Here is a 24,086-nt window from a genome sequence, read left to right on the forward strand (position 1 = left end):
TCCTTTCCGGTTAACGTTTTTATATGTAGGTTCCCTGTCAGCCCAGCCACGCGGTACTCCCAGAGGCAACAAACAAGCCCTCTCTTATCCCGTTTAATCGTGGATTTGATCACTCTTTTCTCGTTGATGGTTTAGCTTTCATGGTCTGAGCGTTCACCTTTGTTCGTTGTTCCTTGAGCTGTGAACATTGAACTTTCACTTCCGGTTCTCAGTGGAACCGATGTGAGGTGCCGAAGCACGGATTGTTTTGTTATCGCACAAAACAGGCGTGTTTGGTCGCAGGAATATCAGACTAACAGGAAATCGTCATTACGCAAAAATTTTCGTTACGGTATTGCTTTCGGACAATGTAAAATCGACTTCCGTTTCAAAGGTATCGATCGTCTCATCCAGCTCAGCGATGACCTGACGCAAGTTCGACGGATCAATCAACTTCGGCTCCAGGCGCTCGATGAACAGTCGACGTGATTTTTCCATCTCGTCCGCATTCCCTTTTTCCCGGGAACCGTAAGTGGCCTCGATGTGGCTGTCTGCCCGCCGTACGACGTCTTGCCGTTCTGTCTCGATCGTCTGTTCGACTTGCCGCAGCTGCTCCCGTAACGTCTGCAACAGTTGCCGTTCATAGACAAGCCCGACATCCCGCCGGTCAATGGCCTCCGCAACGGTCATCTCACGACCGTTAATACGGACGACCGTCACAGCATTCGACGCCGTGATGGCGGACTTGATCCGGTTCCGCCGCTCCATCAAATCCCGAATCGACTGCAGGTTCGCTTGCGCTTCTTCCGCAAATGTCACGACCGACGGATAGCCCGCCGGTGCCTGGCTGCCACTCTGCACACCGATGAACGATTTTGATTGTGCTTTTTGAATCCGTTTATCCAAGTTTTTTAACTCCACTAATCCTCGATGAATTGACATTTCGATCCGTTCGATGGGGGTCACGTCCTTTTTTTATTTCTGCCTTTTTTTCAGAATAACATAAACTAGTTCGTGAACTACCCCCGTCCGAACAGTTTCCACCTTACAAAATTGTCATATTTTTATTTAGATAAGGAATTTTTTACCTTATACTATAGAAAGAAGATTTATGTTTTCAGAAAAGAGGGGTTTTCATGAATCAAGAACGCTTACAGGTCACGGCAGCCCGGTCTGTCACCTGGACCAGACATCATCTTCCTCCGGTACAGGCACACGAACTACTTGTCCGGACGATTGCCGGTGCAATCAGCATCGGGGCTGAACTGCCGCAAGTCCGGGGCGACGACCCGACCGATCCGGCTCCCGTCTATCCGAAAGAGACCGGCTACGAAAGCTACGCCACCGTCATTGCCGTCGGAGATCAGGTCACCCGGTTTCAAGTCGGCGACCGCCTGCTTGCCTTTTACGGACATCATGATATCGCACTCGTCGACGAAGCCAAAGCCATTCCTGTTCCGGACGGCATATCCGAAAAACTCGCCTTGCTGAACATCTTATCGTGTGACGCTGCAGAAGGTGTCCGGAAACTGGCCCCCAAACCGACAGACTCGGTTTTAGTGACCGGAATGGGTGTCATCGGACTGCTGACTGTTTTTTATCTGCGGCACTTCTATCATGTCGACCGGATTGTCGTCTTTGACCCTGATCCCATCCGGACATCGCTTGCCCTGTCAATCGGGGCGCATGCTTTGTATTCAGACACTAATCTATCCGGCGAGACGTTTACACATGCACTGGAATGTTCCGCACGACAGGACGCTTTTGCCTTATTACAGGAAAAACTTGTTCCCCATGGACAGCTCTGCATTCTTTCAGACGGGAATCATGAAGCCTTATCGTTGACGCCGGCCTTTTACGAGAAGGAGTTGCGGCTTGTCGGTTCGAGTGACGGATGGGATTACCACGAACATGCCGCATGGTTTTTCAAGACGGCACCACATGTTCCACATCTCGAACAGTTGTTTGAAAAAACGGTCTCAGCCCATGACTTAGTCGGATATTTTGAGCATTTGCTGACAGACGCGACGCCTTTAAAGGTTTTAGTCCTCTATCCGTCCGTTGATTAACTCACCGTTCGGACCGCGAGACCGTTCGGATCTTGCACCGGTAGCGCAGGTGTTCCTGAAAATACAACCTCTCTGGCATGTATCCGTTCCGAGACAGACGTCGTAATTTCCGGAACCGGCCGAGCCAGTAACTGAGACAACAATGGCTCAAGACCCGGTGTCGGTGTCGCGATTCCAAGTTGCAGGAGCTGGTCCCCTGTTTCTGACTCGACGGCATCCGGATGGGTCTGCAATTCAATCCGGAAACCAAACGGCGTTCCGATAAACGTCCGGCGTTCGTTTGCCTGAATCGTCAATCCCAGATCTTCCGCCCGGTCGAGTACCTTCAGTCGGTCAGCTTCCGTTACAAGAAACCCGATATGATCGAACATCACCTTTTTTCCGTAACCAAACGTAATATTGATGGTCCCCCGTTTCATCTCGATGATCCGAAACAAAATCTGTTGCTCGCGGAAATCGTCCCAATCGAGCGGAGGATCAAACGAAGTGAACTCCCCCGCGTATTTCCCGATCCGTTGTGTCACCTGAAAACCAAGCTGCTGATAAAACCGTTCTGTGTCTTCGACGAACGGTGTCCAAAGATGATAATGAAATAACATATGTATCGCTCCCTATATCATGATATCGTCAAACGTCAAAAGATTTACTTCGCCACTCTCCCTTAACAGCTGTTGCAGCAAGTGCACATGTGCCAATCCGTATATGACAACAATCCGTTCCTCAGGCCCTTCGCTTTGTGTCAGGATATTTTTAAAGATCATCAGATTCCGGACATACCAATACCGGGCCATCCACTCCATCCCCGACACCCCGAGACAGGCGAGTGTCAAATAGGTTTGGTGCATCTCCCGCGTCCGTCCGTCTGTATTGATTTTATGCAGAAACGATAGTAACGGCAGTTCAGAAAATTCGTGCTCCATCTGTCGTATCCGTTCTGTCTCTTTTGCGATAATCTCGTCAAATCGCTCCGGTTCTTCGTCTCTCAGCTGACCGAGCGACGGCACTCCGTCAACCATCTGATTCCAATCAATCGCCAGGAGATCGGCAAGATTCATTTGAGCCGCCAGACGAAAACCAAGCTGATGCCGTTCATCGGCAGTCAGCGTCAAGTTTCCGGCGCGATAAGCCGCGTACTCAAGCGTCAGGTCGTGTTGATTCTCCGAACGCGTTTCCAGCATGACTTTTGTCGGACGAAAGTCGGACAGGACATTTAATACGTCCTCAATTTGTTTTTGTCGGTCCGGTGTCAGCATCGATCCGCCTCGTAAATGAAGTAAGTCTCCGTTATCCGGTCGGTCAAAATGTATACTCCCGAGCAGTAATACAGTCCCGCGTCGCCTCATCGTCTTCCTCCTTTTTTGGTGATCCTCTTTCATACTACAGTAATTGTAAAAAAAATCCATCAAAAACACGGATCCTCAACTGGATCCGTGTTCCGTTTACATCAACTGTTTAACCAAAAGCGTCTTGCCGCTGACTTCACGCGGAATGTTATCGACGGCACGTAACGAGACGTTCATCTCGGAACCGAGTAAAGTCTTTAAAAACCGGTACAGCTGTTCTTCATGCTCCGATAAAAAACGGGTCCGGTCCGGAATATATAAAAACGTAATGTCCCGTTCACTGTTTTGGATATATTGAACCCGTTCGACGCTATTCGGCAACACTTTGACCAAACTGGATAACTGACCTTCAAAAACCTTTTGTCCGTTTTGTTTGACGATATACCCCCGTCCCCGACCTTCAATTGAATCGATTACGGGACCCGGATGGCCGCAGGAACAGGTTTTGCCGCTGCTCGTCATGCGGTCCCCAACCCGGTAACGGACGAGCGGAGTCCCGTGGGTATCAAAGCTCGTGACAAGAATTTGCCCGTCCGGTTCAATTTCAATGATGCCCATCTCGTAGTGCAGATGTTTATTTCCGAAACGGCACTCGGAAACGATCGGTGCCCCTTCCGATGAGGCATATTGATCAAACACCGGCGCGTGAAAGACGTCTTCAATTAGTTTCCGTTCCGTCGCGGTCATCATCTCTGCCGTCGGAAAAATAGCGCGCGGCCGGCACTGCAACTCCATGCCGATTCGTTTGGCATGGTAGGCGAGCTCAATCATCGCTGACGGCAACCCGTCAATCGATTCCGGATCAAACCGGTCGATTGCCTCCAAATAAGCAGTCATCGTTTCAGGACTGAGTTTCTTGACGGTGAACAGCAGTTGATTCAGCGAATGGTTCATCCGCCAGTAGACAGGTTTTTGTTGCCGTTCCGAAACGAGCGCCTGCGCTGTAAAACTGATCCGGCGCATCCCCTTTTGGACACCATGGGTCGCTTTAAAAAAATCGAGATGCGCCATCCGTACCTGCATGTCTTCTTTTGTATACCGGACTTGAATCGACTTTCCTGTCGTACCGCCTGTTTTCCCGAGAATCGGTGCATAGAGATCCGTACGAATCGATTCGATTTGTTGCCGTAACGTCTCCTTTTCAAGTGACGGAATCTGCCGGAGCTCCGTTAACGTTCGAAAAGGCAGTTGCAGATTCAAGTCTTTAAACAGCGTGTTGTAATAGGGGCTATGTTGCCGGCAAAACAGCAAAAACGTATTGAGACGCGCCAATTGATCCCGTTCCACATCAATCGATTTTTCTAATTTGTCCGCTAATTCCTGAAATCGTGTTTGGTACACCGGTCCATACCGTTCCCGTTGAAGTCGATAGCCATACAAGGTGGTGAGAAGATTTTGCATGAACACCGGTGAATACAGATAGACTTGCTCTTTGATTCCCATCTGCGCACGTCCTTTCGAACAACGACTCGACGCCTTCACTGAATATATTCTTAATAGGTTCAGCTTACGTTGGCATTCTGACAATCACATGACAAAATCTACCGTACTTCACTTTCACTTCGATTTTTTTCCTTCTTTAGCAAACTCCCTCTTTTTTTGCAAAGACATCAAAAAAGCAGACGACCTTTTTGAAAATAAAGGGAGTCTGCTCGCATCGTATAGTCGGTTTTTCAACTCGTTTCCGGTAACAGTTGTTTGATCAATAATGTTTTCCCGCTGATTTCTTTCGGAATTTCCGGCACTGCCCGTAACAACACTTCCATTTGTCCGCCGAACAAACGTTTTAAGACGAAGTACAGTTCTTTTTCATGTTCTTCTTTGAAACAACGTTCGTCCGGTACATACAGCATGACGATTTCTTCTTTGTCGGATTGGATATACTGGACCCGTTCAATACAGTTCGGGAAGGCCCGGACGATCCCGGCCAGTTCTCCTTCAAAAATCCGATGACCGTTTTTCAGCTGAATAAAACTTCGTCCCCGTCCGTCAATGGATGCGATAACCGGACCGGCGTGTCCGCACTGGCACGTCGTTTCACTTAACGTCATTCGGTCCCCGACACGATACCGGACGAGCGGCGTGCCGTGGGTATCAAAACTCGTCACGAGAATCTGACCATCTTCTTCGACCTCGATGATGCCCATTTCATAGTGAAGGTGTTTTTTTCCGTAACGGCATTCTGCGACAATCGGCGCTCCCTCTGACGATGCGTATTGATCAAAAATCGGCGCATGAAATACTTCTTCAATCAATTGGCGTTCCGCCGCCGTCATCATTTCCGCTGTCGGGAAAATCGCCTTCGGTCGGAACGTACACCGAATATTGTACTTTTTGGCATGGCGGGCCACTTCAATCATACCTGAAGGAAGACCGTCAATCGATTCCGGATTAAATCGGTTCAGTTGTTCGATATACAAGGCTGCCGTTTGCGGATTAATGTTTTTGATCGTAAACAGCATCTGATTGATGGCTTTATTCATCCGCCAGTAAACAGGTGCTTTCTGTGATTCTGCCGCCAGCGTCTGTCCCGTAAAGCTGGCGCGCCGCATGCCGCGTTCAATCCCGTGTGTCCACTTAAAATAATCGAGGTGCGCCATCCGGATCTGCATGTCTTCCTTTGTGTAATGGACTTGAATCGACTTCCCCGTCGTTCCGCCCGTTTTTCCGAGGATCGGCGCCCGGATTTTAGCATGCACGTCTGCATTCCGTGTCCGGAGGATTTCCTTGCTTAAAACCGGAATCTGTTTTAGTTCGTCTAATGTTTCAAGCGGTAAAGTGATCCGGTATTGCTCGAACAGTTCTTGATAGTAAGGGCTGTACGTCTGGCAAAACAATAGAAATTGATTCAGACGTGCCAACTGTTCCGTCTGCGCATTCGTCTGAAAACGTTCTTTTTCCTTCAACTCCTGTAACCGTTTCTGATAAACCGGACCATATCGTTCCTGATACAGCACACGACCATAAATCGTCGTTAAGATATTTTGAAGAAAAATCGGTGAATGAAAGTAAATCGATTGCTTGAGTTGCATACGTCCACTCCTCTCACATCTCAGTCAGAAATTTCAGTTGAGCCGTTATCCATTTCCTGTTACTTACATCTTATTTCCAGTGATTCGGCGGTTCAATCAAATCTTAGTAAACAAGCTTAGCTTTTATTCGGATACCGTTTTATGATAATAAACTTATGTCACAAACATCTTTTAATAAAATTCTCGTTATTATCTTTTCTTTATCGTTTTCAGTAAAAAATAAAAGAAGAGGCTGCTTTCAACCTCTTCTCCTTCGTTCGAATTCCGGTTACGTTTGACGCCGTCCCGCCTCTTCATCTGTTCCAAACATCCTTACCTGAATGGCTCCGAGTGCCAACTTCAATTCCGTCGGACTCAACTGATCGATGATTTCGATCACAGTCACTGTCGTCCGCCCGTTATACAATTGCACAAGAAGTTGACGCTCCACGTCAATCATCCGGTCATCAATCGATTCCGCCAACATTTCCTGATAAAAAAACTCACCCGTTTCCGGGAAAAAGTAATCACTGAATAATTGCATCAATTGTAAATTTCCCGTCGCCAGAAACAAAACGGCTTGAAACGGCGGTTTCACACGATTCCGCGAACTCAAACGTTTTAAAATCATCTGGTACCGCTTCTGGTGTTGCTCATCTAAGAAACAGACTGCGTTCATCTTCGCCCTCTCCTTAAAGTAGAAATGAAGTAATATGTACATGGAAGTTGGTGGATGTCACCACTCCTATTCGGTCTATTTTTCCTTTTCCCTGTTTTTTATGCCTCAAGCCTGTTATTTCCTGAAAATATCCGAAGGGATTACGAACAGATTGATTCGGGTAAATTCAACAAGTAACGTTAATCGAGGGGGAAAACACATGACTCAAACACGCAAACGGCTGGCACTTGCAGGTGCAACCGGATATATCGGACATAATCTCTTAAACGAGCTCAAGAAAAAATATGATGTCATCGCCTTATCCCGAAACGGCGATGACAAGGATGATGAAGACCATGTCGAGTGGCGCTCGTGTGATTTGTTTTCGCTGAATGATACCATTGACGGGTTACAAGGCGCGGATATCGCCATCTATCTGGTCCATTCGATGATGCCGTCGGCTAAACTGACACAGGGCTCATTCGAAGATATGGACTTGATTTTAGCGGACAATTATGCGCGTGCCGCCAAAGAAAACGGCATTCAGCAAATCGTCTACCTGAGCGGTATCATTCCGGAAGAGACGGAGGACTTGTCCCGCCATTTAAAAAGCCGCTTGGAAGTGGAACGTGTGCTTGGTGCTTACGGGACTCCCGTAACGACCATCCGGGCTGCGTTGATCGTCGGTCCAAAAGGTTCTTCCTTCCCGATCTTATCGAAGCTCGTCAAACGGCTTCCCGTCATGTTGTTGCCGGAATGGACACGGAATCAGACGCATCCCGTTGCATTGCCGGATGTCATCCATGCCCTCGGATCAAGCGTCGGACGGGAAGACTTAAAAGACCGTGCCATCGATATCGGCGGTCCGAAATCGATGACGTATAAAGAAATGATTTTGAAAACGGCCGAAGTCATGGGGAAAAACCAACCGACGTTCGATATTCCGTTAATGACAGTCAAACTGTCCCGCCTTTGGGTGACGTTAGTTTCCGGGGAGCCGAAGGAGACGGTCTATCCGCTCGTCGAGAGCATGGTACACGAGATGGTCGCAGATCCGGATAAAATGGTGGACGGCATCAGCGATGGGAAAGTCACATTCGAGGAATCCGTTCGGATGGCGTTAAAAGAAGAGCAGAAGGAAAAGGATCAGAAAAAACAATCGGGTCATTCGTCCAAAAAAGAAAAAGACGAGGTGCTCGATGTCCGGTCCGTTCAGCGTGTCCGTCTGCCGGAAGGACGCGATGCCAACTGGGCAGCAGATAACTATGTGTCTTGGCTCTCCTCTTTCGCCAAGCCGTTCCTCACTTCGACTATTGCGAACGAGACCGTCGTAAAGATTCAAGTGCCGTTTCTCGATGCACCGCTTCTCGAATTGACGAAAGAGCCGTTTCAGGATGCCGAGCAAGCTACGTACCGGATTACCGGCGGACTGTTTGCGCAAGTTCAGGAAGGCAGCAAAGGACGGATTGAATTCCGACAGATTCCCGGATCCCAGGAGTGCCTGATTGCCATTCATGAGTATGTACCGGCTTTACCGTGGATTATTTACAAATCGACGCAAGCCAACATTCATCTGCTCGTCATGTACCTGTTTAAGCTCCACCTTCTCCGTCTGATGCAGACGACGGAACACGCTCCTGACGAGTCGGATATGATTGTCCCGGAAACAAACGCTTGATTGTAAACAAACTCAGATTTTCTACCAGACTGAATTCCCAAGGAAACGGGAATTCAGTCTTTTTTGATGACTTTTCACCACCCGGGTTTTCGACGGATCGTTTGGTGATCAGTCTGTTATTATCATATAGCATTTTACGGAATCCGTAAGTTTTAACGTCTTGCCTGTTGCGTGATTGCGGAACTTACCGATGAACAGATGACGGAACCAAAATAAGCGTGATACACTAAAACTGGATTGTAAGAAAGGGGTTTCACACGCATGCGCTCATTTGAAGAACGGTTAACGAATCACATTGAAGCGACCGCGCTTCTCACGACATTGATTCAACCCTCGTCGGATCAACTCCGGCTCGACAAGTTAAATAAATTTTCCGAGAAATTATTAAAACGCGAATTTACGATTGCTTTTGCCGGTCATTTTTCAGCCGGGAAATCAAGCATGATCAATGCACTGACCGGAGAGTCGATTTTACCGACCAGTCCGATTCCGACCAGTGCCAACATCGTCACATTACGCCGGGAAGAACAGGATGCCGCCATCATCCATTTTCACGACCGCCCTGCCGTAAAGCTGGCAGCGGCCGATTTACCTCATCTCGAGACGTTAGGACGTGACGGTACCGTTGAACGGATTGATATCACCCATGCCGGCTCAAACTTACCGCAAGGACTTGTTTTAATGGATACACCGGGTGTCGATTCCGTCGATGATGCCCACCGGATTTCCACCGAGTCCGCTTTACACCTGGCTGACTTGATTTTTTATGTCATGGACTACAACCATGTCCAGTCCGAGTTGAACTTCACCGTCACTCGTGAATTGTTGACTTCCGTACCTGAACTATATTTAATCGTTAATCAAATCGATAAACACCAGTCCAGTGAATTATCTTTTACCGCCTTTAAGCGTTCCGTCATCCAGTCGTTTGCTGCCCATGGCGTGGAACCAAAAGGGATCTTCTTTACGAGCTTACGGGAAGCAGATCATCCGGAAAATGACTTCCAGACCGTTAAAGAACTCGTCGATCACAGCATCCGGGACGTTCAACCGAAACTGTTGCAATCAGCAGCCACTACACTGGAATCCTTACATGCCGAACACGTGGCGTACCTCGAAACACGAATCGAGGAAGCCGCCGAATCGACAAATGAAGGATTGACACCGGCAGAACGGCAACAATCGGACGCATTGCTTGAACAGCTGCACCAATTGGATTTGCAACTCGAACTGATGGCTCCAGAACAATGGGTCAGCCGGTTTTCACAGCACCGGGAAAGTTTGTTGCGAAATGCCACTTTGATGCCGTTTGAACTTCGCGAGAAAATGCGGACTTTTTTAGAGACACGACAAGCGTCCTTTAAAGTCGGGTTCTTCAGAAGTGCGAAAAAGACACAGTCCACCCAGCAACAGGTAGCAGACGAACTCTTGCGGGCGTATCAATCCGTCACGACATCCGAAATTGCCTTGCATCTTCGGAAATTGATGAAACAATCGTTGGCGGAAGCCGGTATCTTAACTGATCAGCATACGATGCAGATCGACAACTATCCACTTGATCCACCGCTTCGTGTCATCGAGGATGCTGTCCAGGAAGGCATTACGATTACCGGTGAATCCGTCCTCCAGTTTACGAATCGTGTCGTCAGTCTGACGGCTGACTGGTATACGAAAGAGACGAACCGCTGGCGGGACGGAATTCGAGCGGAACTCGAACAAACAGACGGCAGCGTCAAACAAGAGGTGCTGACAGAACAAACCCGTTTACGTCAAAAATGTGACTTATTGAAAGCCGAAGCCGAAGCCCGGAAAGTTTTAAACACGTATCTCGAACAGGCCGACTCACCGACGGATAAGCAATTGCAAACTGCAAAACAACAGGTCATGCTTTGGCAACAGGAACTGATTCAGGCCGAGCAAGCGTTAATCCCGTTCCAACCGCAGGAAACGCTGGAGGAAGTCGCCGTCGCGGCAGAAGCGGTTCGGTCAACCGATGTCGAGGACACACGTGCCTATACGCCGGAAGAAATGCACCAGATTCAAACGATTTTGTCGTCCGTTCCCGGATTTGAAGAAACGGTCGCCTACTTGCAAGACAAACTGAAGCGGGTCGCTTCGAGTACCTTTACGATTGCTTTGTTCGGTGCGTTCAGCGCCGGGAAGTCATCTTTTTGCAACGCGCTGCTCGGACAACCGGTCTTGCCTGTCTCACCTAATCCGACGACGGCTTCGATTAACCGGATTAATCCCGTCAGTGCGGCACATCCGCACGGGACGGCGACCATCTGCTTTAAGACGGAGCAGGAACTCGTTGCTGAATTAAACGCTCTCCTCCAGGCGTTCGACGTCACTGTTCCTTCTTTGAAAGAAGCGGCGGATTGGATTGAATCCCAGCCGGCACACACATTACGGGATGTTTCTTTCTTACGGGCCTTTTTAACCGGTTATCCGACTGTTGCGCCGTTCGTCGGAACAACACAAACAGTCGATCAAACGACGTTCACCGATTACGTCGCAAAAGAGCACCTCAGTTGCTTCGTTGATGTCATCGATTTGTACTTCGACAGCCCGTTGACCCGTCTCGGGATTACATTGGTCGATACGCCGGGTGCCGACTCGATCAATGCCCGTCATACGGATGTCGCGTTTGACTACATCAAAGATGCGGATGCGATCTTATTCGTGACGTATTTTAATCACGCGTTCGCCCGTGCCGACCGGGAGTTTCTGATTCAGCTCGGCCGTGTCAAGGATGCCTTCGAACTGGACAAGATGTTTTTCATCGTCAATGCGATTGACCTCGCACAAAACGAGAGCGAAAAACAAGCGGTCCTGCAGTATGTCGAGACGGAACTACAACGGTTCGGCATTCGGGCCCCTCGTCTGTTCGGCGTCTCCAGCCTTCAGGCATTGGCAGAGAAACAGACGGACCGTGCGCTCGACTCGGGTCTTCCTGTCTTCGAAGACGCCTTCCATCAGTTTTTGGAACGGGATCTGAAAGGACTGGCTGTCCAAGTATTGTCGGAGGAAACGGAGAAAACCGTCCACCGGTTACGTCAAATGATGGAGCAGACCGAGTTCAACATCGCCCGTAAAGAAACACGTCTCGAAGAACTGGATGACCTGAAGCGGACGATTGAAGCACACTTTTCAGATCCAAGGACCGATTTACTTCGTCATGCGTTGTTCGCGGAAATTCACGAGTTGCTGCATCATGTCAACCAACGGATCTATTACCGTTTTCCTGACTTCTTCAAGGAAGCATATCATCCCGTCCGCTTTGCGAATGCCACAAAACAGCAGGCGTTGCAGGAAGCGCTTGTCGAGCTGCTCGGCTTTTTGAAATATGATTTTGAACAAGAATTACGTGTAACCCACTTCCGGATTGACGGCTGGATCAAAGCTGCGCTCGTTCAACGTTTCCAGGAAGAGGAACGGTATGCAGTGAAGTTGAATCCCTCTTTCCAACTGTCCCCATTCGAAGCGCCGGCGATGACGTCCGTCCATTTCGAAGGACCGTTCCAGGATGCGACGCCGTATCAGTCCGTGAAACAGTATTTCCGTAATCCAAAAGCCTTTTTTGAACGCAATGAAAAGGAACAACTGAAAGATGCTTTGATTCAGTTGACAAAACCGGATGCGACCTCTTATCTGGAAACGGAGGAACAGCAGTTGCGCGAACTCGCGCAGCAACATGTCGCCCGTCTGCTCGACGAGATGTATGCCCGGATTTCCGAAACATTGCATAAACAAATCGAGATGGAACGAACTAGCTTGGCGACCACCGACCATCTGGAACAATTCAAACAAGCTCACGCCAGCATCAGCCATCTGAATCAAACTGTTTAATTTTTCTTCACGAGCAGACCCGTTCCTACACAAAGAACCCGAATCAGATCCACTTCTTACAGAAGCGGTGACTGATCCGGGTTCTTTTTAACGCTTGTACCGCGATCGGAGGGATGCGGCCAATAGGATTTAAAATAATGTAAGACATAGTCCTGGACGTGACGCACGAGCGGACGTTGCTCGACTCCTGCTAAATGATTTAACGAGACGTCCCATAACATCGGCGGGTCAAACGGTAAGATCCGGATGTCTTCGGCATGATGAAACCGGAGAATCGGTTCCGGTAAAATCGACACGACGTCAAGTTCCTGAACCATACCAATCAATAAGTCCCATGCACCGGAAGTAAAAAAGATCTGCGGTTCGACTTGCACATGCCGAAACTGCGATAAAATCTGATGATGCAACATGAAGCTATCATTAAGAATGACCAAAGGTTCCGCTGCGAGTTCACGGTAAGAGACACTCTTGGCTTCGCTTAACGGATGGCTCGGTCTGACCGCAACGACGACCTCATCTTCAATCAATCGATACCGTTCGATGCCGTAGGACTCCCCCGGTTCAATCAAAATCGCCAGGTCCAGTTCTTCGAGCAACAGACGGCGCTTCAATTCAAAAGCGCCTTCTTCAATAATTTCCAGCTCAATCCCGGGATGTTCCGCCATCAATTTCGGAATCAGTTGCGAAAAAAGGACGGGCAAAATGACCGGCGGAATCCCGAGCCGGACTTTCCCGCGGATGACACGTGACCGTTCATGAAGATGTTCCATCATTTGTCGATGTCCGTGCAGGACACTGAGGGCATCCTCATAAAATTGTTGTCCAGCGTCCGTCAGACCGGTTAATCGTCCGTGATGACGCAAAAATAACTCTACTTGCTCTAACTCTTCAAATTCCCGCACCAGTTGACTGAGCGCCGGTTGCGAAATATGCAGATGTTTGGATGCCCGCGTTAAATTATAGGAATGATCTACAATCGTCGTAAAAAATGTCAATTGCCGGATATCCATCTTACTTCCCCCTCTACTCATCAAACCAATGATTTTTTCTAAAATACATAATCATCCCCAGCGCAATGACTGCCATACCCCCGAGTGTAAAGAAATAACCAAAACGTGTCGCGAGTTCCGGCATATGTTCAAAGTTCATCCCATAGATGCCGGCAATAAACGTTAACGGCATGAAGATGGTTGTAAAAATCGTTAATGTTTTCATGATATTATTCATCCGGTACGAGTTGAGGGAAATGAAATTATCCCGGAATTCGGAGGTCATCTCCCGGTTATACTCAATCATTTCGTTGAGTTTAAGCAGATGATCATAAATATCCTGGAAAAATGCTTTTTTGTTGGCATGAATCGCAAGTCGCCGGGATTCAACGACCCGGTACAACAAATCCCGCATCGGTAAGAGCGTTCGGGCGACGACTAATAAATCGGACCGAATCTCAAAGATCTCTTCCATGATCCGTTTATCATTCCCGCGTTGCTCGTATCGACCTTCCAGCGCAAAAATTTTGTCTTCTAACGCATGAACGATTGGAAAATAACCATCGACGATTTTATCCATGATTTTATGTACAATCTCGATCGTCCAGTGTTCGGAATTATTATGTACGCGCTGGAAAGCTTGGAACACCACATCAATTTCACTCGATGGCTCCTCATGATATGAAACCACATAGTTCTCATTGACAAACAGGTTGATTTCTTTTCCCTTCAATGACTCCGTATCAAGAGCATGCAACACAAAAAAACTGTATCCGTCGTAATATTCCAGCTTCGGACGCTGTAAGTATTGAAAACAATCTTCGAGAGCCAACGGATGAAAGTCAAAGGCGGATACCAACTGTTGTTTTTCTTGTTCCGTCGGTTGATTAAAATCGACAAAGTACCATTTAATATCGGGTGCATGAAGACGATCTAAGCCATCATCCACTAAAACTTGATGGTCTGTCGTCACCATTAGACAGCGTATCATAAACATTCCCCTTCTTTTCATTACGGTTTATCCACACAGTATCGCAAACATCCCGCTCGATTTCCATAAAAAAAAGACTGTAGACTTAACCAAGCGCTACAGTCTTTCCCTTTATCCCCGTTCAAAGTAAAAGCCATTCCAATAGACATGACGATACGTAAATTCTTTACCACTTTTTGTCGTTACAAGCATTTCATCTTCCGAAACGACAGCAATCTTGACAGGTGTCTCCCCGTGATCGGTCAAAAAATTTAAAATCTCTAAATGACGATTGAGCCATAATCGACGGCGGAACCAACGGAACCGACTAAACGCCGCTGTAAAGTGTAAAATCGATAACAGCATGATGATCATCCCGAACGGTAACGGTACATCAAACAACGCAATTAAATAAAAATCGGCGATGATTAAAAAGACGGATAATCCCATTTCGGTCATTTCCATAAAGGAAGCTTTATACGTGGCAAAATAAGTCATGACACGAAATAAAACGATGACCGTCAAATAAGGTACGAAATAAAGACGAAAAATGTTGTCCGACCCACTATTGACATACATGAGCAAGGGCAGGAAGAAGAGCAACTTCCAAATTAGGATGGCAGAATAAAACAAAGTGTGATCCGTGTAGCGTTTGCGTACGATGGCGCGACTAATGTTCATTGCCTTCCCCTCCTTCAATGGTGACTACATGTTCGAGTCGATGATGTCGGGATCTGATGCCTATAAGGGTATGTTTCCTCATTGGACCGTTTCTAACCGTCTATTTCGTGTGAAATATTAGTTTATATTGAGTATACGAAATATTTTGACAAAAGGTTTTACTTTCCCATCATTCCCCATATTTATAATGTGCTGTCTCATCAAAATTTGTCGATTTTGATTTTTTTCTTTACACTTGATAAAGATCACTTTGGAAATGAGATGAAAAAAACATGTACAGCCACATCATTGTCGGTGCCGGAATCCTCGGAACATCGACCGCCTATCATTTAGCGAAACAAGGGGCAACTGTCCTGCTTGTCGACCGGAAAGAAGCCGGACGCGCCACACATGTCGCAGCCGGTATCATCTGTCCCTGGATGACACAGCGACGAAATAAAGCCTGGTACCGCCTCGCCAATAACGGAGCACATTACTACGATACGTTGATCCCGGAACTGGAGGCGCTTGGCGAAACAACGACAGGCTATCAGAAAGTCGGAACCATCGCCTTGCATGAAACATCAAAAATCGAAAAAATGCAAACGATTGCGGAAAACCGTTTCCCGGAAGCACCGGCCATTCAACGCATCGAACGATTGACGGCCGATCAGGTCCGGTCGATGTTTCCTTTGATTGAGTTCGTCGAAGATGCTCTGTTCGTCTCAGGAGGTGCTCGTGTCGACGGTCGTGCCTTACGGGCTGCCATGGAACGCGGAGCGATTAAACACGCGGCTACCGTCCTTGAAGCAGACGCCTCGTTGGTCGTCGTCGACGGTCACGTTCAAGGGGTTCAAATCGGTCAGGACATCCACTATGCCGACCAGGTCATCTTGACTGCAGGTGTCTGGGTCAACGAATTACTCGAACCGTTGCAGACAAAACTTGATATTCGTGCCGAAAAAGGACAGATTCTTCATCTGGATATCTCGAGTGACCAATCGAAAGAATGGCCTGTCATCATGGGACAGCGTGGTTTATATCTCGTCTCGATCGAAGACGGCAAACTCGCCCTCGGTTCGACACATGAAAAACAACTCGATTATAACCTTCAGCCGACCGTCAAAGGCATGTACGCCTTGTTGACTCGCGCCATTCCCGTTGCACCGGTACTCGAAGAAGCCAACATTAATGAGATGCGTGTTGGTCTCCGCCCGTATACAAGTAATTCCTTACCTGTCATCGGCAGACTGGCGACTCATCCGAATGTTTTAGTCGCTAACGGTCTCGGTGCCTCTGGCCTAACGATTGGTCCGTATCTCGGTCAAGAGTTGGCGAAACTGGCACTCGATCAAGAGCTAGAAATTGATTTGAACGATTATCTTTTACAATAACCTGTTCGCGGTTTGCGTATTATCACCTGTATAGTAGATATACCCTTTACAAAATAAGAACAAACGTTCTTTTAATTTGACGTATGAAGGAGTCCTGGATGTGCATCCGATAAAAGCTATGGTGACCCTTAAACAATTTGAAGCGTTAGACATTCGTGTCGGCACTATCCGTTCCCTCCGCGTTTCAGACACTCAACCAGACTTTTTAGTCCTGTCGGTTGTATTTGAAGATTTTCAGCAATCCGTCTTTCTGGATTGGAAAGAAACACGGTTCGAGTATGAAGAAATCATCGGGAAACAAGCTTTGATCCTGCTCAACGTTCCAGGCATCGTTGCCGGTACGACCGGTCGTGTGTTGGAACTCGGGACACGGGATCGTCTGATGCCGGTACTCGCCTGTCCGGAACATCCGATCCCTGACGGCAGTCGCTTGAGTTAACACTGTCTGAACCGCCGGACTGACTTCAAAAAAAGAAGGAATCGCCATCACAGATGCGCAATTCCTTCTTTTTTCGTTTCCGAACGGACAGATATCAGACCCGTGTTTTTTCCAAGTAGTGCACGCTGAAATGATGGTGCGGATCCGTGAAACATCTGATCGGTGTGAATCCGTTTTGTTTGGCCAACCATTGAAACTCTTCCTGACTGTACTTATAGGAATTTTCCGTATGAATTGTTTCGTCCTTTTTGAAGGTAAACCGCTGATCGGCAATCGTGACGATTTGATCGATTCGACTTTTCAGATGCATTTCAATCCGTCCCTGCCGTTCATTATAAAAAGCGACATGCTCGAACAGGCCGACGTCAAACGTCCCGTTGAGCGATCCGTTGATATGCCGTAAAATGTTTAAGTTAAACTGAGCCGTGATGCCTGCTTGATCGTTGTAAGCCGCATGAAGCACATGGTCTTCTTTTTTTGTATCAATTCCGATCAGGAAGCCGTCTCCCTTCTCCAGCAATTGACTGGACTGTTGTAAAAAGTCGGCTGCTTCCTGCGGATGGAAGTTCCCGATGGTCGAACCGGGAAAGAAAATCACCTTTTTCTGTTTCTCCTCGACGGGTAGAAGTAAAGGCGCGGAATAGTCGCCGCAAACCGCTTTAATCCGGAGCGACGGATAATCTTCCGACAATTGATGCGCGGATTGAATTAAAAAATCTTTGGAAATATCAATCGGCATATATTGTTCCAACTGATGAAGGGAGCTGAGTAAACTTTTGATTTTACGGCTGCTGCCGCTCCCGTACTCAATCAAGGTATGAACGGGACCGATACAATCTGCGATAGCGGACTGGTACTCGGATAAAATATCGATTTCCGTCCGCGTCAAATAATATTCCGGCTGTTGTGTAATCTGCTCGAACAATTCGGAACCCGTCTGATCATAAAAATATTTTGCCTGCAACATCTTTTGAGGTTGCGCCAAGCCGTTCAACACTTCCTGCAGCATGTTCTGCTGATCCGTATACATATCAAAACTTTCAACCTGTTGCCGCATTTATAGATCACCCGCCAATCGGAAGCCGCTGAACTGCCAACGTTTATCCGGCGGGAAGAAGTTCCGGTACGTCGCTCGGATATGGTCACCCGGGGTCACACACGCTCCGCCGCGAAGAACCATTTGGTTACACATGAACTTGGCATTGTATTCTCCAAGCGCGCCTTCGAGCGGGCGGCTCTTCGGATACGGGGCATAGGCACTCGCCGTCCACTCCCAGACGTCACCAAACATACCGTGTATCGCGTGGTCCGCATCCGAAACCGAACGCGGATGAAAGGATTCCTGTTCCATGAAGTTTCCTCGTTGAGCGACTTGCCGTCCGACATATTCCCATTCGACTTCTGTCGGCAGACGTTTACCGCACCAGCGGCTGTATGCATCCGCTTCATAAAAACTGACATGACACACCGGTTCATCCCACTGCAACGGTTCAACACCGTTTAATGTAAAGATCGACCAGTCTCCCTGTTGATCTTTCATCCAGTACAGAGGTGCCTTCCATTGTTGTTGCTTGACGACTTGAAAACCGTCCGACAGCCAATATTCGGACTGCTCATATCCTCCGGCCTCGATGAAGGCCAAAAACTCACGATTGGTGACGGGGCGTGTCGCCAATTCAAAGGATTCGAGCCAGACTTTATGCACCGGACTTTCATTATCAAAAGCAAACCCGTGACTGTCATGACCGATTTCAATGAGTCCACCCTCAAATCGCACAAACTCAAGTGACGGAGAATGATCGGTTGCAGTACGCTCGGCTTGACGCGTCTGATAAGCCGGTAACAACGGATTGGTAAAGAAATTATATTTTACATCCATCAGAATCAACTCTTGATGCTGCTGTTCATGTTGCAGCCCCATTTCAATCAATTGCTCGATCGTCTGTTGCAACGACGCGTCCCGTTCTTCCTGTAAAAATGTCAGGACAGCCTGATCGACGTGTTTACGATAAGCAATGACGTCCTTGACTGTCGGACGGGATAACACACCCCGCTGGTGACGGGGTTGGTAAGGACCAATCGAGTTGTAGTAGGAGTTAAATAAATAGTTATATGCGGGATGAAACACTTGATACGTATCAGCATACTCTTGAAGGATCATTCGTTCAAAGAACCATGTCGTATGGGCAATGTGCCATTTCGGCGGACTGACGTCGGAACTTGCCTGAATCACAAAGTCCTCTTGCTCCAATGGTTCAATCAACGTAAGTGTCTGGTTTCGGACTGTATAAAATTTGTCTGCTAAGTAGGTTGTTGTTTCCTGACTCAACGCTTCCACTCCCTTTATTATGAAATATTCTGAAAATATACACCATTATCTTTACCCATTATCAGTCAAAGTAAGCGTTTTCATAGTTTACTAAAAAAATCGGAATAAGACCTTGGATAGGCCTTACTCCGATCTGTTTAGTAAACTTTATCCCCATTAAAGATTGAATTTTTAACCACCACATAATCAACCGTTCGAATGGCCTGCAATTTATTGCCGCCGGCATAGGAAATCGCCGACTGCAGATCTTGTTCCATCTCAATCAAGGTATCAGACAGACTTCCTTTAAATTCAACGAACATTTTTTTACCTTCAACATTCTTCTTTTCACCTTTTTGAAATTCAGAAGCCGATCCGAAGTATTCTTTCACCTGTAAACCGTCGACTTCCTGCATTTCACCCGGTGACTCTTCGTGTCCGGCAAATAAGGAACCGATCATGACCATCGTCGCTCCAAAACGGACGGATTTAGCAATGTCTCCGTGTGTCCGGATGCCACCATCTGCGATGATTGGTTTGCTAGCAGCCTTCGCACACCATCTTAATGCGGCTAATTGCCAGCCTCCGGTACCGAAACCTGTTTTGATTTTCGTAATACAAACTTTCCCCGGTCCAATCCCGACTTTTGTAGCGTCTGCGCCGGCATGTTCCAGTTCGCGAACAGCTTCCGGAGTCCCGACGTTACCTGCGATAACAAAACTTTCCGGCAGTATTTGTTTGATATGTTGAATCATCCGGATGACTGCTTCTGAGTGTCCGTGTGCAATATCAATTGTGATATATTCCGGTGTCAATCCTTCTTGCGCCAACGTCTCGATGAACGTATATTCTTCCGTTTTCACTCCGACACTGATCGAAGCAATCAATCCCCGCTGTTGCATCTCGCGAACGAAGTTCAGTCGCGTTTCCGGCTCGAACCGGTGCATGATATAAAAATAGCCGTTTTCAGCCAGAAAAGTTGCGATTTTTTCATCGATGATTGTTTGCATATTGGCCGGAACGACAGGTAATTTAAAGCGTCTTCCTCCAAATTCAACCGTCGTATCACACTCTGAACGACTTCCGACGATCGATTTAGCTGGAATCAATTGAATATCTTCATAATCAAATACTACATCCATCACTAACACCCCAAATAACGAATATTTTTTATAAATAAACCTTTAACGTTCGTACTATAACACTATAACGAACGATTAAAAGATTGTCAAAAACATTTCGCTAAAAAACATACTTTTTAACTCTAAATTCATTTAATGTTCGTCTTTTAAACTAAAAAAACTCCTCCGAAAACGATCTCCGAGGAGTTTTTCATAAAAATAGAATCCATCCTCTTTTTCAACAGGTGAAAAAAAGCTTAAACACTATCCTTTCAATCGAATGAAAATTCTTCTTTCAACAATGCAAATAAAATAAAATCTTCCCATGCCCCGTTAATATACAAACTTTTTTTAGCAAGACCTTCTCTTCTGAACCCTACTTTTTCCAATACACGGATGGAACCGATATTTTCCGGCATGACCTCTGCCCGTAACCGGTGAAACTGATACGTCTCAAACAAAATTCTTGCGGCTTGCCGGACCGCTTCTGCCATAATTCCTTTCCCGTTATGTTCCCGGTCCAATTGGTATCCGATCATACACGTCTCTGCCGGAAACCGTTCGACGAATACAGCAGATACATCACCGATCAGTTGATTGTTTTCCGTTAAAAACACTCCAAAGGCGTACGAACGGTCCGCCAAGCTGTTTTCCATCATCTGTTCGATCCGTTCTTGTTGTTTTTTCAATGTGTAAGCATTTGCTTGCGGTTTCACCGGCATCCAGTACTCAAAATGTAATTGATTTTTTACGTTTAACTGGAGCAGCTGTTCTGCATCTGACAGCTGGTACGGGCGAAGAAAAATAGTTCCCATGATTAATTTCCTCCATTAAAAAATAGTATGAATTCATAATTCTTTAACTTTAGACAGTTAAAGCGTTTGATAATTCATTTTTCGGGAAAAATATAAAAACCTGAATAAGTAACAAACTGTTTACAGAGGGGATGTAAACGATGACAAGGAGGAGAGCATGCGTACAGATACAGAATTATTCAAACAAATCGAATTAAAAAATAAGCAAGCTCTCGAAGCGTTATACGACCGTTACGAGAAATCCTTATACTTACTCCTTACACGTATGTTAAATGACGAAAAGAGAGTTCAACTTACTTTAAGACAAATCTTTCAGGATGTCTGGACAAGTCCTAACCAATACCCATCCATTCACGGTTATTTAATCAAAGCCGTGAAACAAGTTCGCTCGCAACGCGAACCGATTCATTGATTCTTCTTTTACGATGCAACTCTTCTATAGTAGAAGATGATTAATGTTATAGATATTCGAAAAATTCAAATAAATCCCTTTATCTTTTAAAGATCAGTTTGATAATTTTAGGGAGAACTTCTACTTTTTTTGTTTATTACTTCCTTTTCCCATTTAATTATGGTACATTATAATCAATTATTGTTGTTCGGTGGAGATACAAAGTTTACACTTTCGACTCGATGAAATTGATCACAGTAGTAATAATCAGTATGGCTCAGTCATACGCAGGAGGCAACACACATGGAACAAGGTAAAGTAAAATGGTTTAACGCAGAAAAAGGTTTTGGCTTCATCGAACGTGAAAGCGGCGACGACGTTTTCGTTCACTTCTCAGCTATCCAAACAGACGGTTTCAAATCACTTGACGAAGGTCAAGAAGTTTCGTTTGAAGTTGAAGAAGGCCAACGCGGACCGCAAGCAACTAACGTTACTAAACTTTAATTTCCTTAGAGGATTCGCTGATGCGAATCCTCTTTTTTTATTGAAATCAGACGAGAATACTCCCACTTCTCAATGTTCCGGGCAAGCCCTGTGCAAGTGGGAGTATTTTTATATTCGGGCAAAGCATGTCTTACGACACGTCAATTTTCGACCGCTCGGGTGGATAACTCAAGAACCCTCCGCCTCTTAGCGAAGCGTAAAATGAAGTTAATTCAATCTTTTTTGCCTATCCCTATCTTTTTCTATCTCGTCATGGTATATTATGAACAATTATTGTTGTTCGGTGGAGATATGAAGGTTACACTTTTGACTCGATGAAATTGATCACGGTAGTAATAATCAGTATGGCTCAGTCATACGCAGGAGGCAACACACATGGAACAAGGTAAAGTGAAATGGTTTAACGCAGAAAAAGGTTTTGGCTTCATCGAACGTGAAAGCGGCGACGACGTTTTCGTTCACTTCTCAGCTATTCAAACAGACGGTTTCAAATCACTTGACGAAGGTCAAGAAGTTTCGTTTGAAGTTGAAGAAGGCCAACGCGGACCACAAGCAACTAACGTTACTAAACTTTAATTTTCCTGAGAGGAAACGCAGCCGCGTTTCCTCTTTTTTAATTCTTTTCCGCCTACCCCTATCTTTTTCAAACCAGACATGGTATATTATTAAGTAATTATTGTTGTTCGGTGGAGATACAAAGGTTACACTTTTGACTCGATGAAATTGATCACGGTAGTAATAATCAGTATGGCTCAGTCATACGCAGGAGGCAACACACATGGAACAAGGTAAAGTAAAATGGTTTAACGCAGAAAAAGGTTTTGGCTTCATCGAACGTGAAAGCGGCGACGACGTTTTCGTTCACTTCTCAGCTATTCAAACAGACGGTTTCAAATCACTTGACGAAGGTCAAGAAGTTTCGTTTGAAGTTGAAGAAGGCCAACGCGGACCACAAGCAACTAACGTTACTAAACTTTAATTTTCCTGAGAGGAAACGCAGCCGCGTTTCCTCTTTTTTAATTCTTTTCCGCCTACCCCTATCTTTTTCAAACCGGACATGGTATATTATTAAGTAATTATTGTTGTTCGGTGGAGATACAAAGGTTACACTTTTGACTCGATGAAATTGATCACGGTAGTAATAATCAGTATGGCTCAGTCATACGCAGGAGGCAACACACATGGAACAAGGTACAGTAAAATGGTTTAACGCAGAAAAAGGTTTTGGCTTTATCGAACGTGAAAACGGCGACGACGTTTTCGTTCACTTCTCAGCTATTCAAACAGACGGTTTCAAATCACTTGACGAAGGTCAAGAAGTTTCGTTTGAAGTTGAAGAAGGCCAACGCGGACCGCAAGCAACTAACGTTACTAAACTTTAATTTTCCAAGACTCTGCTGTTGCAGGGTCTTTTTTATTTGATTTTTCTTTGAACTGACTGTTCATTCTAAGACAGAAAGGATGATATTCATGGAACCATCAGCTAAACACCTTCAACTGCAAACACTCTTGAGCGAACGCCATGCTTATTTGATGGAAGGAAATCGAGAAGCGATGCACCAGTTGCTCTCAAATGATTTCTCATTCATTGACGGTCAGGGGCGGCAGTTCGATGCTGAGACGTATCTCGATCATTATGTCGATTCAGACCAAATTCAATGGAGTCATCAAGTCAGTGAGTCGATGGTGGTCGAAGTCTTCGAGACGACGGCTCTCGTCCAGGAAATCGTCGAAGATCATTTTTCATACGGTCGCAGCATGTACGTCGGCCGCTTCCGAAGTGTTTCACTTTATCACTGGGCAAACGAAGGATGGAAATGGCATTTTCACCAGCTGACGCCTCTTGACCCTTCTTAAGAACAATATACTATACGGATTTCCCGATCGGACCAGTCACTCTTCAGGAGG

The 24,086-nt window shown here is 46.4% G+C and carries 24 protein-coding genes; 11 read left to right on the top strand and 13 right to left on the bottom strand.

What is annotated here, in order from left to right; all coding sequences use genetic code 11:
- Positions 1-309 precede the first annotated feature (309 nt).
- Positions 310-885, bottom strand: a complete 576-nt coding sequence (locus R7V76_RS10590; protein WP_318092460.1) for a hypothetical protein — start codon at positions 883-885, stop codon at positions 310-312.
- 230 nt (positions 886-1,115) lie between these two features.
- On the opposite strand from R7V76_RS10590, the gene R7V76_RS10595 reads away from it, so the two are divergent.
- Entirely contained in the window at positions 1,116-2,048 is a 933-nt protein-coding gene (locus R7V76_RS10595; protein ID WP_318092461.1) for a zinc-dependent alcohol dehydrogenase, read from the top strand.
- Here the strand turns inward: R7V76_RS10595 and R7V76_RS10600 are convergent.
- The 5 genes from R7V76_RS10600 to R7V76_RS10620 all read right to left on the bottom strand — a co-directional run bounded on the left by R7V76_RS10600 (position 2,045) and on the right by R7V76_RS10620 (position 7,081).
- The gene (locus tag R7V76_RS10600) at positions 2,045-2,647 is read right to left on the bottom strand and encodes a VOC family protein (RefSeq protein ID WP_318092462.1); all 603 of its coding nucleotides are present in this window, start codon (positions 2,645-2,647) and stop codon (positions 2,045-2,047) included. The two genes, R7V76_RS10595 and R7V76_RS10600, sit on opposite strands and share 4 nt — an antisense overlap.
- 12 nt (positions 2,648-2,659) lie before the next feature.
- Positions 2,660-3,391, bottom strand: coding sequence for a DUF5694 domain-containing protein (locus R7V76_RS10605; protein WP_318092463.1), 732 nt, complete (start codon positions 3,389-3,391; stop codon positions 2,660-2,662).
- A 96-nt stretch (positions 3,392-3,487) separates the two neighbouring features.
- On the bottom strand, positions 3,488-4,834 hold the full coding sequence (locus R7V76_RS10610) for a phenylacetate--CoA ligase family protein (protein WP_318092465.1): 1,347 nt from the start codon (positions 4,832-4,834) through the stop codon (positions 3,488-3,490).
- 230 nt (positions 4,835-5,064) lie between these two features.
- Entirely contained in the window at positions 5,065-6,423 is a 1,359-nt protein-coding gene (locus R7V76_RS10615; protein ID WP_318092466.1) for a phenylacetate--CoA ligase family protein, read from the bottom strand.
- Positions 6,424-6,691: 268 nt separating this feature from the next.
- Positions 6,692-7,081: a hypothetical protein gene (locus R7V76_RS10620; protein WP_318092467.1), complete on the bottom strand. Its 390-nt coding sequence runs from the start codon at positions 7,079-7,081 to the stop codon at positions 6,692-6,694.
- A 199-nt stretch (positions 7,082-7,280) separates the two neighbouring features.
- Here R7V76_RS10620 and R7V76_RS10625 point away from each other — a divergent pair, with 199 nt between their 5' ends.
- Both R7V76_RS10625 and R7V76_RS10630 read left to right on the top strand, forming a co-directional pair.
- Complete coding sequence (locus R7V76_RS10625) at positions 7,281-8,738, top strand: NAD(P)H-binding protein (protein WP_318092468.1); 1,458 nt, start codon at positions 7,281-7,283, stop codon at positions 8,736-8,738.
- A gap of 261 nt (positions 8,739-8,999) precedes the next feature.
- Positions 9,000-12,587 carry a dynamin family protein gene (locus tag R7V76_RS10630; protein WP_318092469.1) on the top strand — a complete coding sequence of 1,196 codons (3,588 nt, stop codon included), beginning with the start codon at positions 9,000-9,002 and terminating at the stop codon, positions 12,585-12,587.
- 56 nt (positions 12,588-12,643) lie between these two features.
- Here R7V76_RS10630 and R7V76_RS10635 read toward each other — a convergent pair whose 3' ends face one another.
- From R7V76_RS10635 to R7V76_RS10645, 3 genes are all read right to left on the bottom strand, one after another.
- Positions 12,644-13,597 (bottom strand): LysR family transcriptional regulator, encoded by a 954-nt coding sequence (locus R7V76_RS10635; protein ID WP_318092470.1) that lies wholly within the window; start codon positions 13,595-13,597, stop codon positions 12,644-12,646.
- Between the two features lie 13 nt (positions 13,598-13,610).
- Complete coding sequence (gene corA / locus R7V76_RS10640) at positions 13,611-14,567, bottom strand: magnesium/cobalt transporter CorA (RefSeq protein WP_318092471.1); 957 nt, start codon at positions 14,565-14,567, stop codon at positions 13,611-13,613.
- A 111-nt stretch (positions 14,568-14,678) separates the two neighbouring features.
- Positions 14,679-15,227 carry a hypothetical protein gene (locus R7V76_RS10645; RefSeq protein ID WP_318092472.1) on the bottom strand — a complete coding sequence of 183 codons (549 nt, stop codon included), beginning with the start codon at positions 15,225-15,227 and terminating at the stop codon, positions 14,679-14,681.
- Positions 15,228-15,499: 272 nt separating this feature from the next.
- Between R7V76_RS10645 and R7V76_RS10650 the strand changes: the two genes are divergently transcribed.
- Positions 15,500-16,600, top strand: coding sequence for an NAD(P)/FAD-dependent oxidoreductase (locus R7V76_RS10650; RefSeq protein WP_290826447.1), 1,101 nt, complete (start codon positions 15,500-15,502; stop codon positions 16,598-16,600).
- Positions 16,601-16,718: 118 nt separating this feature from the next.
- The gene (locus R7V76_RS10655; RefSeq protein WP_318092473.1) at positions 16,719-17,039 is read left to right on the top strand and encodes a hypothetical protein; all 321 of its coding nucleotides are present in this window, start codon (positions 16,719-16,721) and stop codon (positions 17,037-17,039) included.
- 94 nt (positions 17,040-17,133) lie between these two features.
- On the opposite strand, the gene egtD is transcribed toward R7V76_RS10655, so the two are convergent.
- The 4 genes from egtD to R7V76_RS10675 form a co-directional block, all read right to left on the bottom strand.
- Complete coding sequence (gene egtD, locus R7V76_RS10660; RefSeq protein ID WP_318092474.1) at positions 17,134-18,096, bottom strand: L-histidine N(alpha)-methyltransferase; 963 nt, start codon at positions 18,094-18,096, stop codon at positions 17,134-17,136.
- A complete protein-coding gene (gene egtB, locus R7V76_RS10665; protein ID WP_318092475.1) occupies positions 18,097-19,368 on the bottom strand; it encodes an ergothioneine biosynthesis protein EgtB in 1,272 nt (423 codons plus the stop codon).
- Positions 19,369-19,505: 137 nt separating this feature from the next.
- A complete protein-coding gene (gene guaC / locus R7V76_RS10670) occupies positions 19,506-20,489 on the bottom strand; it encodes a GMP reductase (RefSeq protein ID WP_318092476.1) in 984 nt (327 codons plus the stop codon).
- 251 nt (positions 20,490-20,740) lie between these two features.
- Positions 20,741-21,283: a GNAT family N-acetyltransferase gene (locus tag R7V76_RS10675; protein WP_318092477.1), complete on the bottom strand. Its 543-nt coding sequence runs from the start codon at positions 21,281-21,283 to the stop codon at positions 20,741-20,743.
- Between the two features lie 157 nt (positions 21,284-21,440).
- Between R7V76_RS10675 and R7V76_RS10680 the strand changes: the two genes are divergently transcribed.
- The 6 genes from R7V76_RS10680 to R7V76_RS10705 all read left to right on the top strand — a co-directional run bounded on the left by R7V76_RS10680 (position 21,441) and on the right by R7V76_RS10705 (position 24,035).
- Positions 21,441-21,695, top strand: coding sequence for a hypothetical protein (locus R7V76_RS10680; protein WP_318092478.1), 255 nt, complete (start codon positions 21,441-21,443; stop codon positions 21,693-21,695).
- A gap of 282 nt (positions 21,696-21,977) precedes the next feature.
- A complete protein-coding gene (locus R7V76_RS10685) occupies positions 21,978-22,178 on the top strand; it encodes a cold-shock protein (protein ID WP_012370557.1) in 201 nt (66 codons plus the stop codon).
- Positions 22,179-22,553: 375 nt separating this feature from the next.
- Positions 22,554-22,754: a cold-shock protein gene (locus R7V76_RS10690; protein ID WP_012370557.1), complete on the top strand. Its 201-nt coding sequence runs from the start codon at positions 22,554-22,556 to the stop codon at positions 22,752-22,754.
- A gap of 202 nt (positions 22,755-22,956) precedes the next feature.
- Positions 22,957-23,157 carry a cold-shock protein gene (locus R7V76_RS10695; protein WP_012370557.1) on the top strand — a complete coding sequence of 67 codons (201 nt, stop codon included), beginning with the start codon at positions 22,957-22,959 and terminating at the stop codon, positions 23,155-23,157.
- A gap of 202 nt (positions 23,158-23,359) precedes the next feature.
- Positions 23,360-23,560, top strand: coding sequence for a cold-shock protein (locus R7V76_RS10700; RefSeq protein ID WP_012370558.1), 201 nt, complete (start codon positions 23,360-23,362; stop codon positions 23,558-23,560).
- Positions 23,561-23,648: 88 nt separating this feature from the next.
- Positions 23,649-24,035, top strand: coding sequence for a nuclear transport factor 2 family protein (locus R7V76_RS10705; RefSeq protein ID WP_318092479.1), 387 nt, complete (start codon positions 23,649-23,651; stop codon positions 24,033-24,035).
- Positions 24,036-24,086 lie beyond the last annotated feature (51 nt).

Origin of the sequence: Exiguobacterium artemiae, assembly GCF_033342815.1 — a bacterium.
GTDB lineage: Bacteria > Bacillota > Bacilli > Exiguobacteriales > Exiguobacteriaceae > Exiguobacterium_A > Exiguobacterium_A artemiae_A.

Bases quoted from the DNA above. Each gene is read 5' to 3' on its own strand.
- R7V76_RS10595 (WP_318092461.1), top strand. From the start codon at position 1,116: ATGAATCAAGAACGCTTACAGGTCACGGCAGCCCGGTCTGTCACCTGG.
- R7V76_RS10625 (WP_318092468.1), top strand. From the start codon at position 7,281: ATGACTCAAACACGCAAACGGCTGGCACTTGCAGGTGCAACCGGATAT.
- R7V76_RS10645 (WP_318092472.1), bottom strand. From the start codon at position 15,227: ATGAACATTAGTCGCGCCATCGTACGCAAACGCTACACGGATCACACT.
- corA (WP_318092471.1), bottom strand. From the start codon at position 14,567: ATGATACGCTGTCTAATGGTGACGACAGACCATCAAGTTTTAGTGGAT.
- R7V76_RS10610 (WP_318092465.1), bottom strand. From the start codon at position 4,834: ATGGGAATCAAAGAGCAAGTCTATCTGTATTCACCGGTGTTCATGCAA.
- R7V76_RS10615 (WP_318092466.1), bottom strand. From the start codon at position 6,423: ATGCAACTCAAGCAATCGATTTACTTTCATTCACCGATTTTTCTTCAA.
- R7V76_RS10695 (WP_012370557.1), top strand. From the start codon at position 22,957: ATGGAACAAGGTAAAGTAAAATGGTTTAACGCAGAAAAAGGTTTTGGC.
- R7V76_RS10655 (WP_318092473.1), top strand. From the start codon at position 16,719: ATGGTGACCCTTAAACAATTTGAAGCGTTAGACATTCGTGTCGGCACT.
- R7V76_RS10620 (WP_318092467.1), bottom strand. From the start codon at position 7,081: ATGAACGCAGTCTGTTTCTTAGATGAGCAACACCAGAAGCGGTACCAG.
- guaC (WP_318092476.1), bottom strand. From the start codon at position 20,489: ATGGATGTAGTATTTGATTATGAAGATATTCAATTGATTCCAGCTAAA.
- egtD (WP_318092474.1), bottom strand. From the start codon at position 18,096: ATGCGGCAACAGGTTGAAAGTTTTGATATGTATACGGATCAGCAGAAC.
- R7V76_RS10600 (WP_318092462.1), bottom strand. From the start codon at position 2,647: ATGTTATTTCATTATCATCTTTGGACACCGTTCGTCGAAGACACAGAA.
- R7V76_RS10635 (WP_318092470.1), bottom strand. From the start codon at position 13,597: ATGGATATCCGGCAATTGACATTTTTTACGACGATTGTAGATCATTCC.
- R7V76_RS10690 (WP_012370557.1), top strand. From the start codon at position 22,554: ATGGAACAAGGTAAAGTGAAATGGTTTAACGCAGAAAAAGGTTTTGGC.
- R7V76_RS10630 (WP_318092469.1), top strand. From the start codon at position 9,000: ATGCGCTCATTTGAAGAACGGTTAACGAATCACATTGAAGCGACCGCG.
- R7V76_RS10685 (WP_012370557.1), top strand. From the start codon at position 21,978: ATGGAACAAGGTAAAGTAAAATGGTTTAACGCAGAAAAAGGTTTTGGC.
- R7V76_RS10675 (WP_318092477.1), bottom strand. From the start codon at position 21,283: ATGGGAACTATTTTTCTTCGCCCGTACCAGCTGTCAGATGCAGAACAG.
- R7V76_RS10700 (WP_012370558.1), top strand. From the start codon at position 23,360: ATGGAACAAGGTACAGTAAAATGGTTTAACGCAGAAAAAGGTTTTGGC.
- R7V76_RS10680 (WP_318092478.1), top strand. From the start codon at position 21,441: ATGCGTACAGATACAGAATTATTCAAACAAATCGAATTAAAAAATAAG.
- R7V76_RS10605 (WP_318092463.1), bottom strand. From the start codon at position 3,391: ATGAGGCGACGCGGGACTGTATTACTGCTCGGGAGTATACATTTTGAC.
- R7V76_RS10705 (WP_318092479.1), top strand. From the start codon at position 23,649: ATGGAACCATCAGCTAAACACCTTCAACTGCAAACACTCTTGAGCGAA.
- R7V76_RS10650 (WP_290826447.1), top strand. From the start codon at position 15,500: ATGTACAGCCACATCATTGTCGGTGCCGGAATCCTCGGAACATCGACC.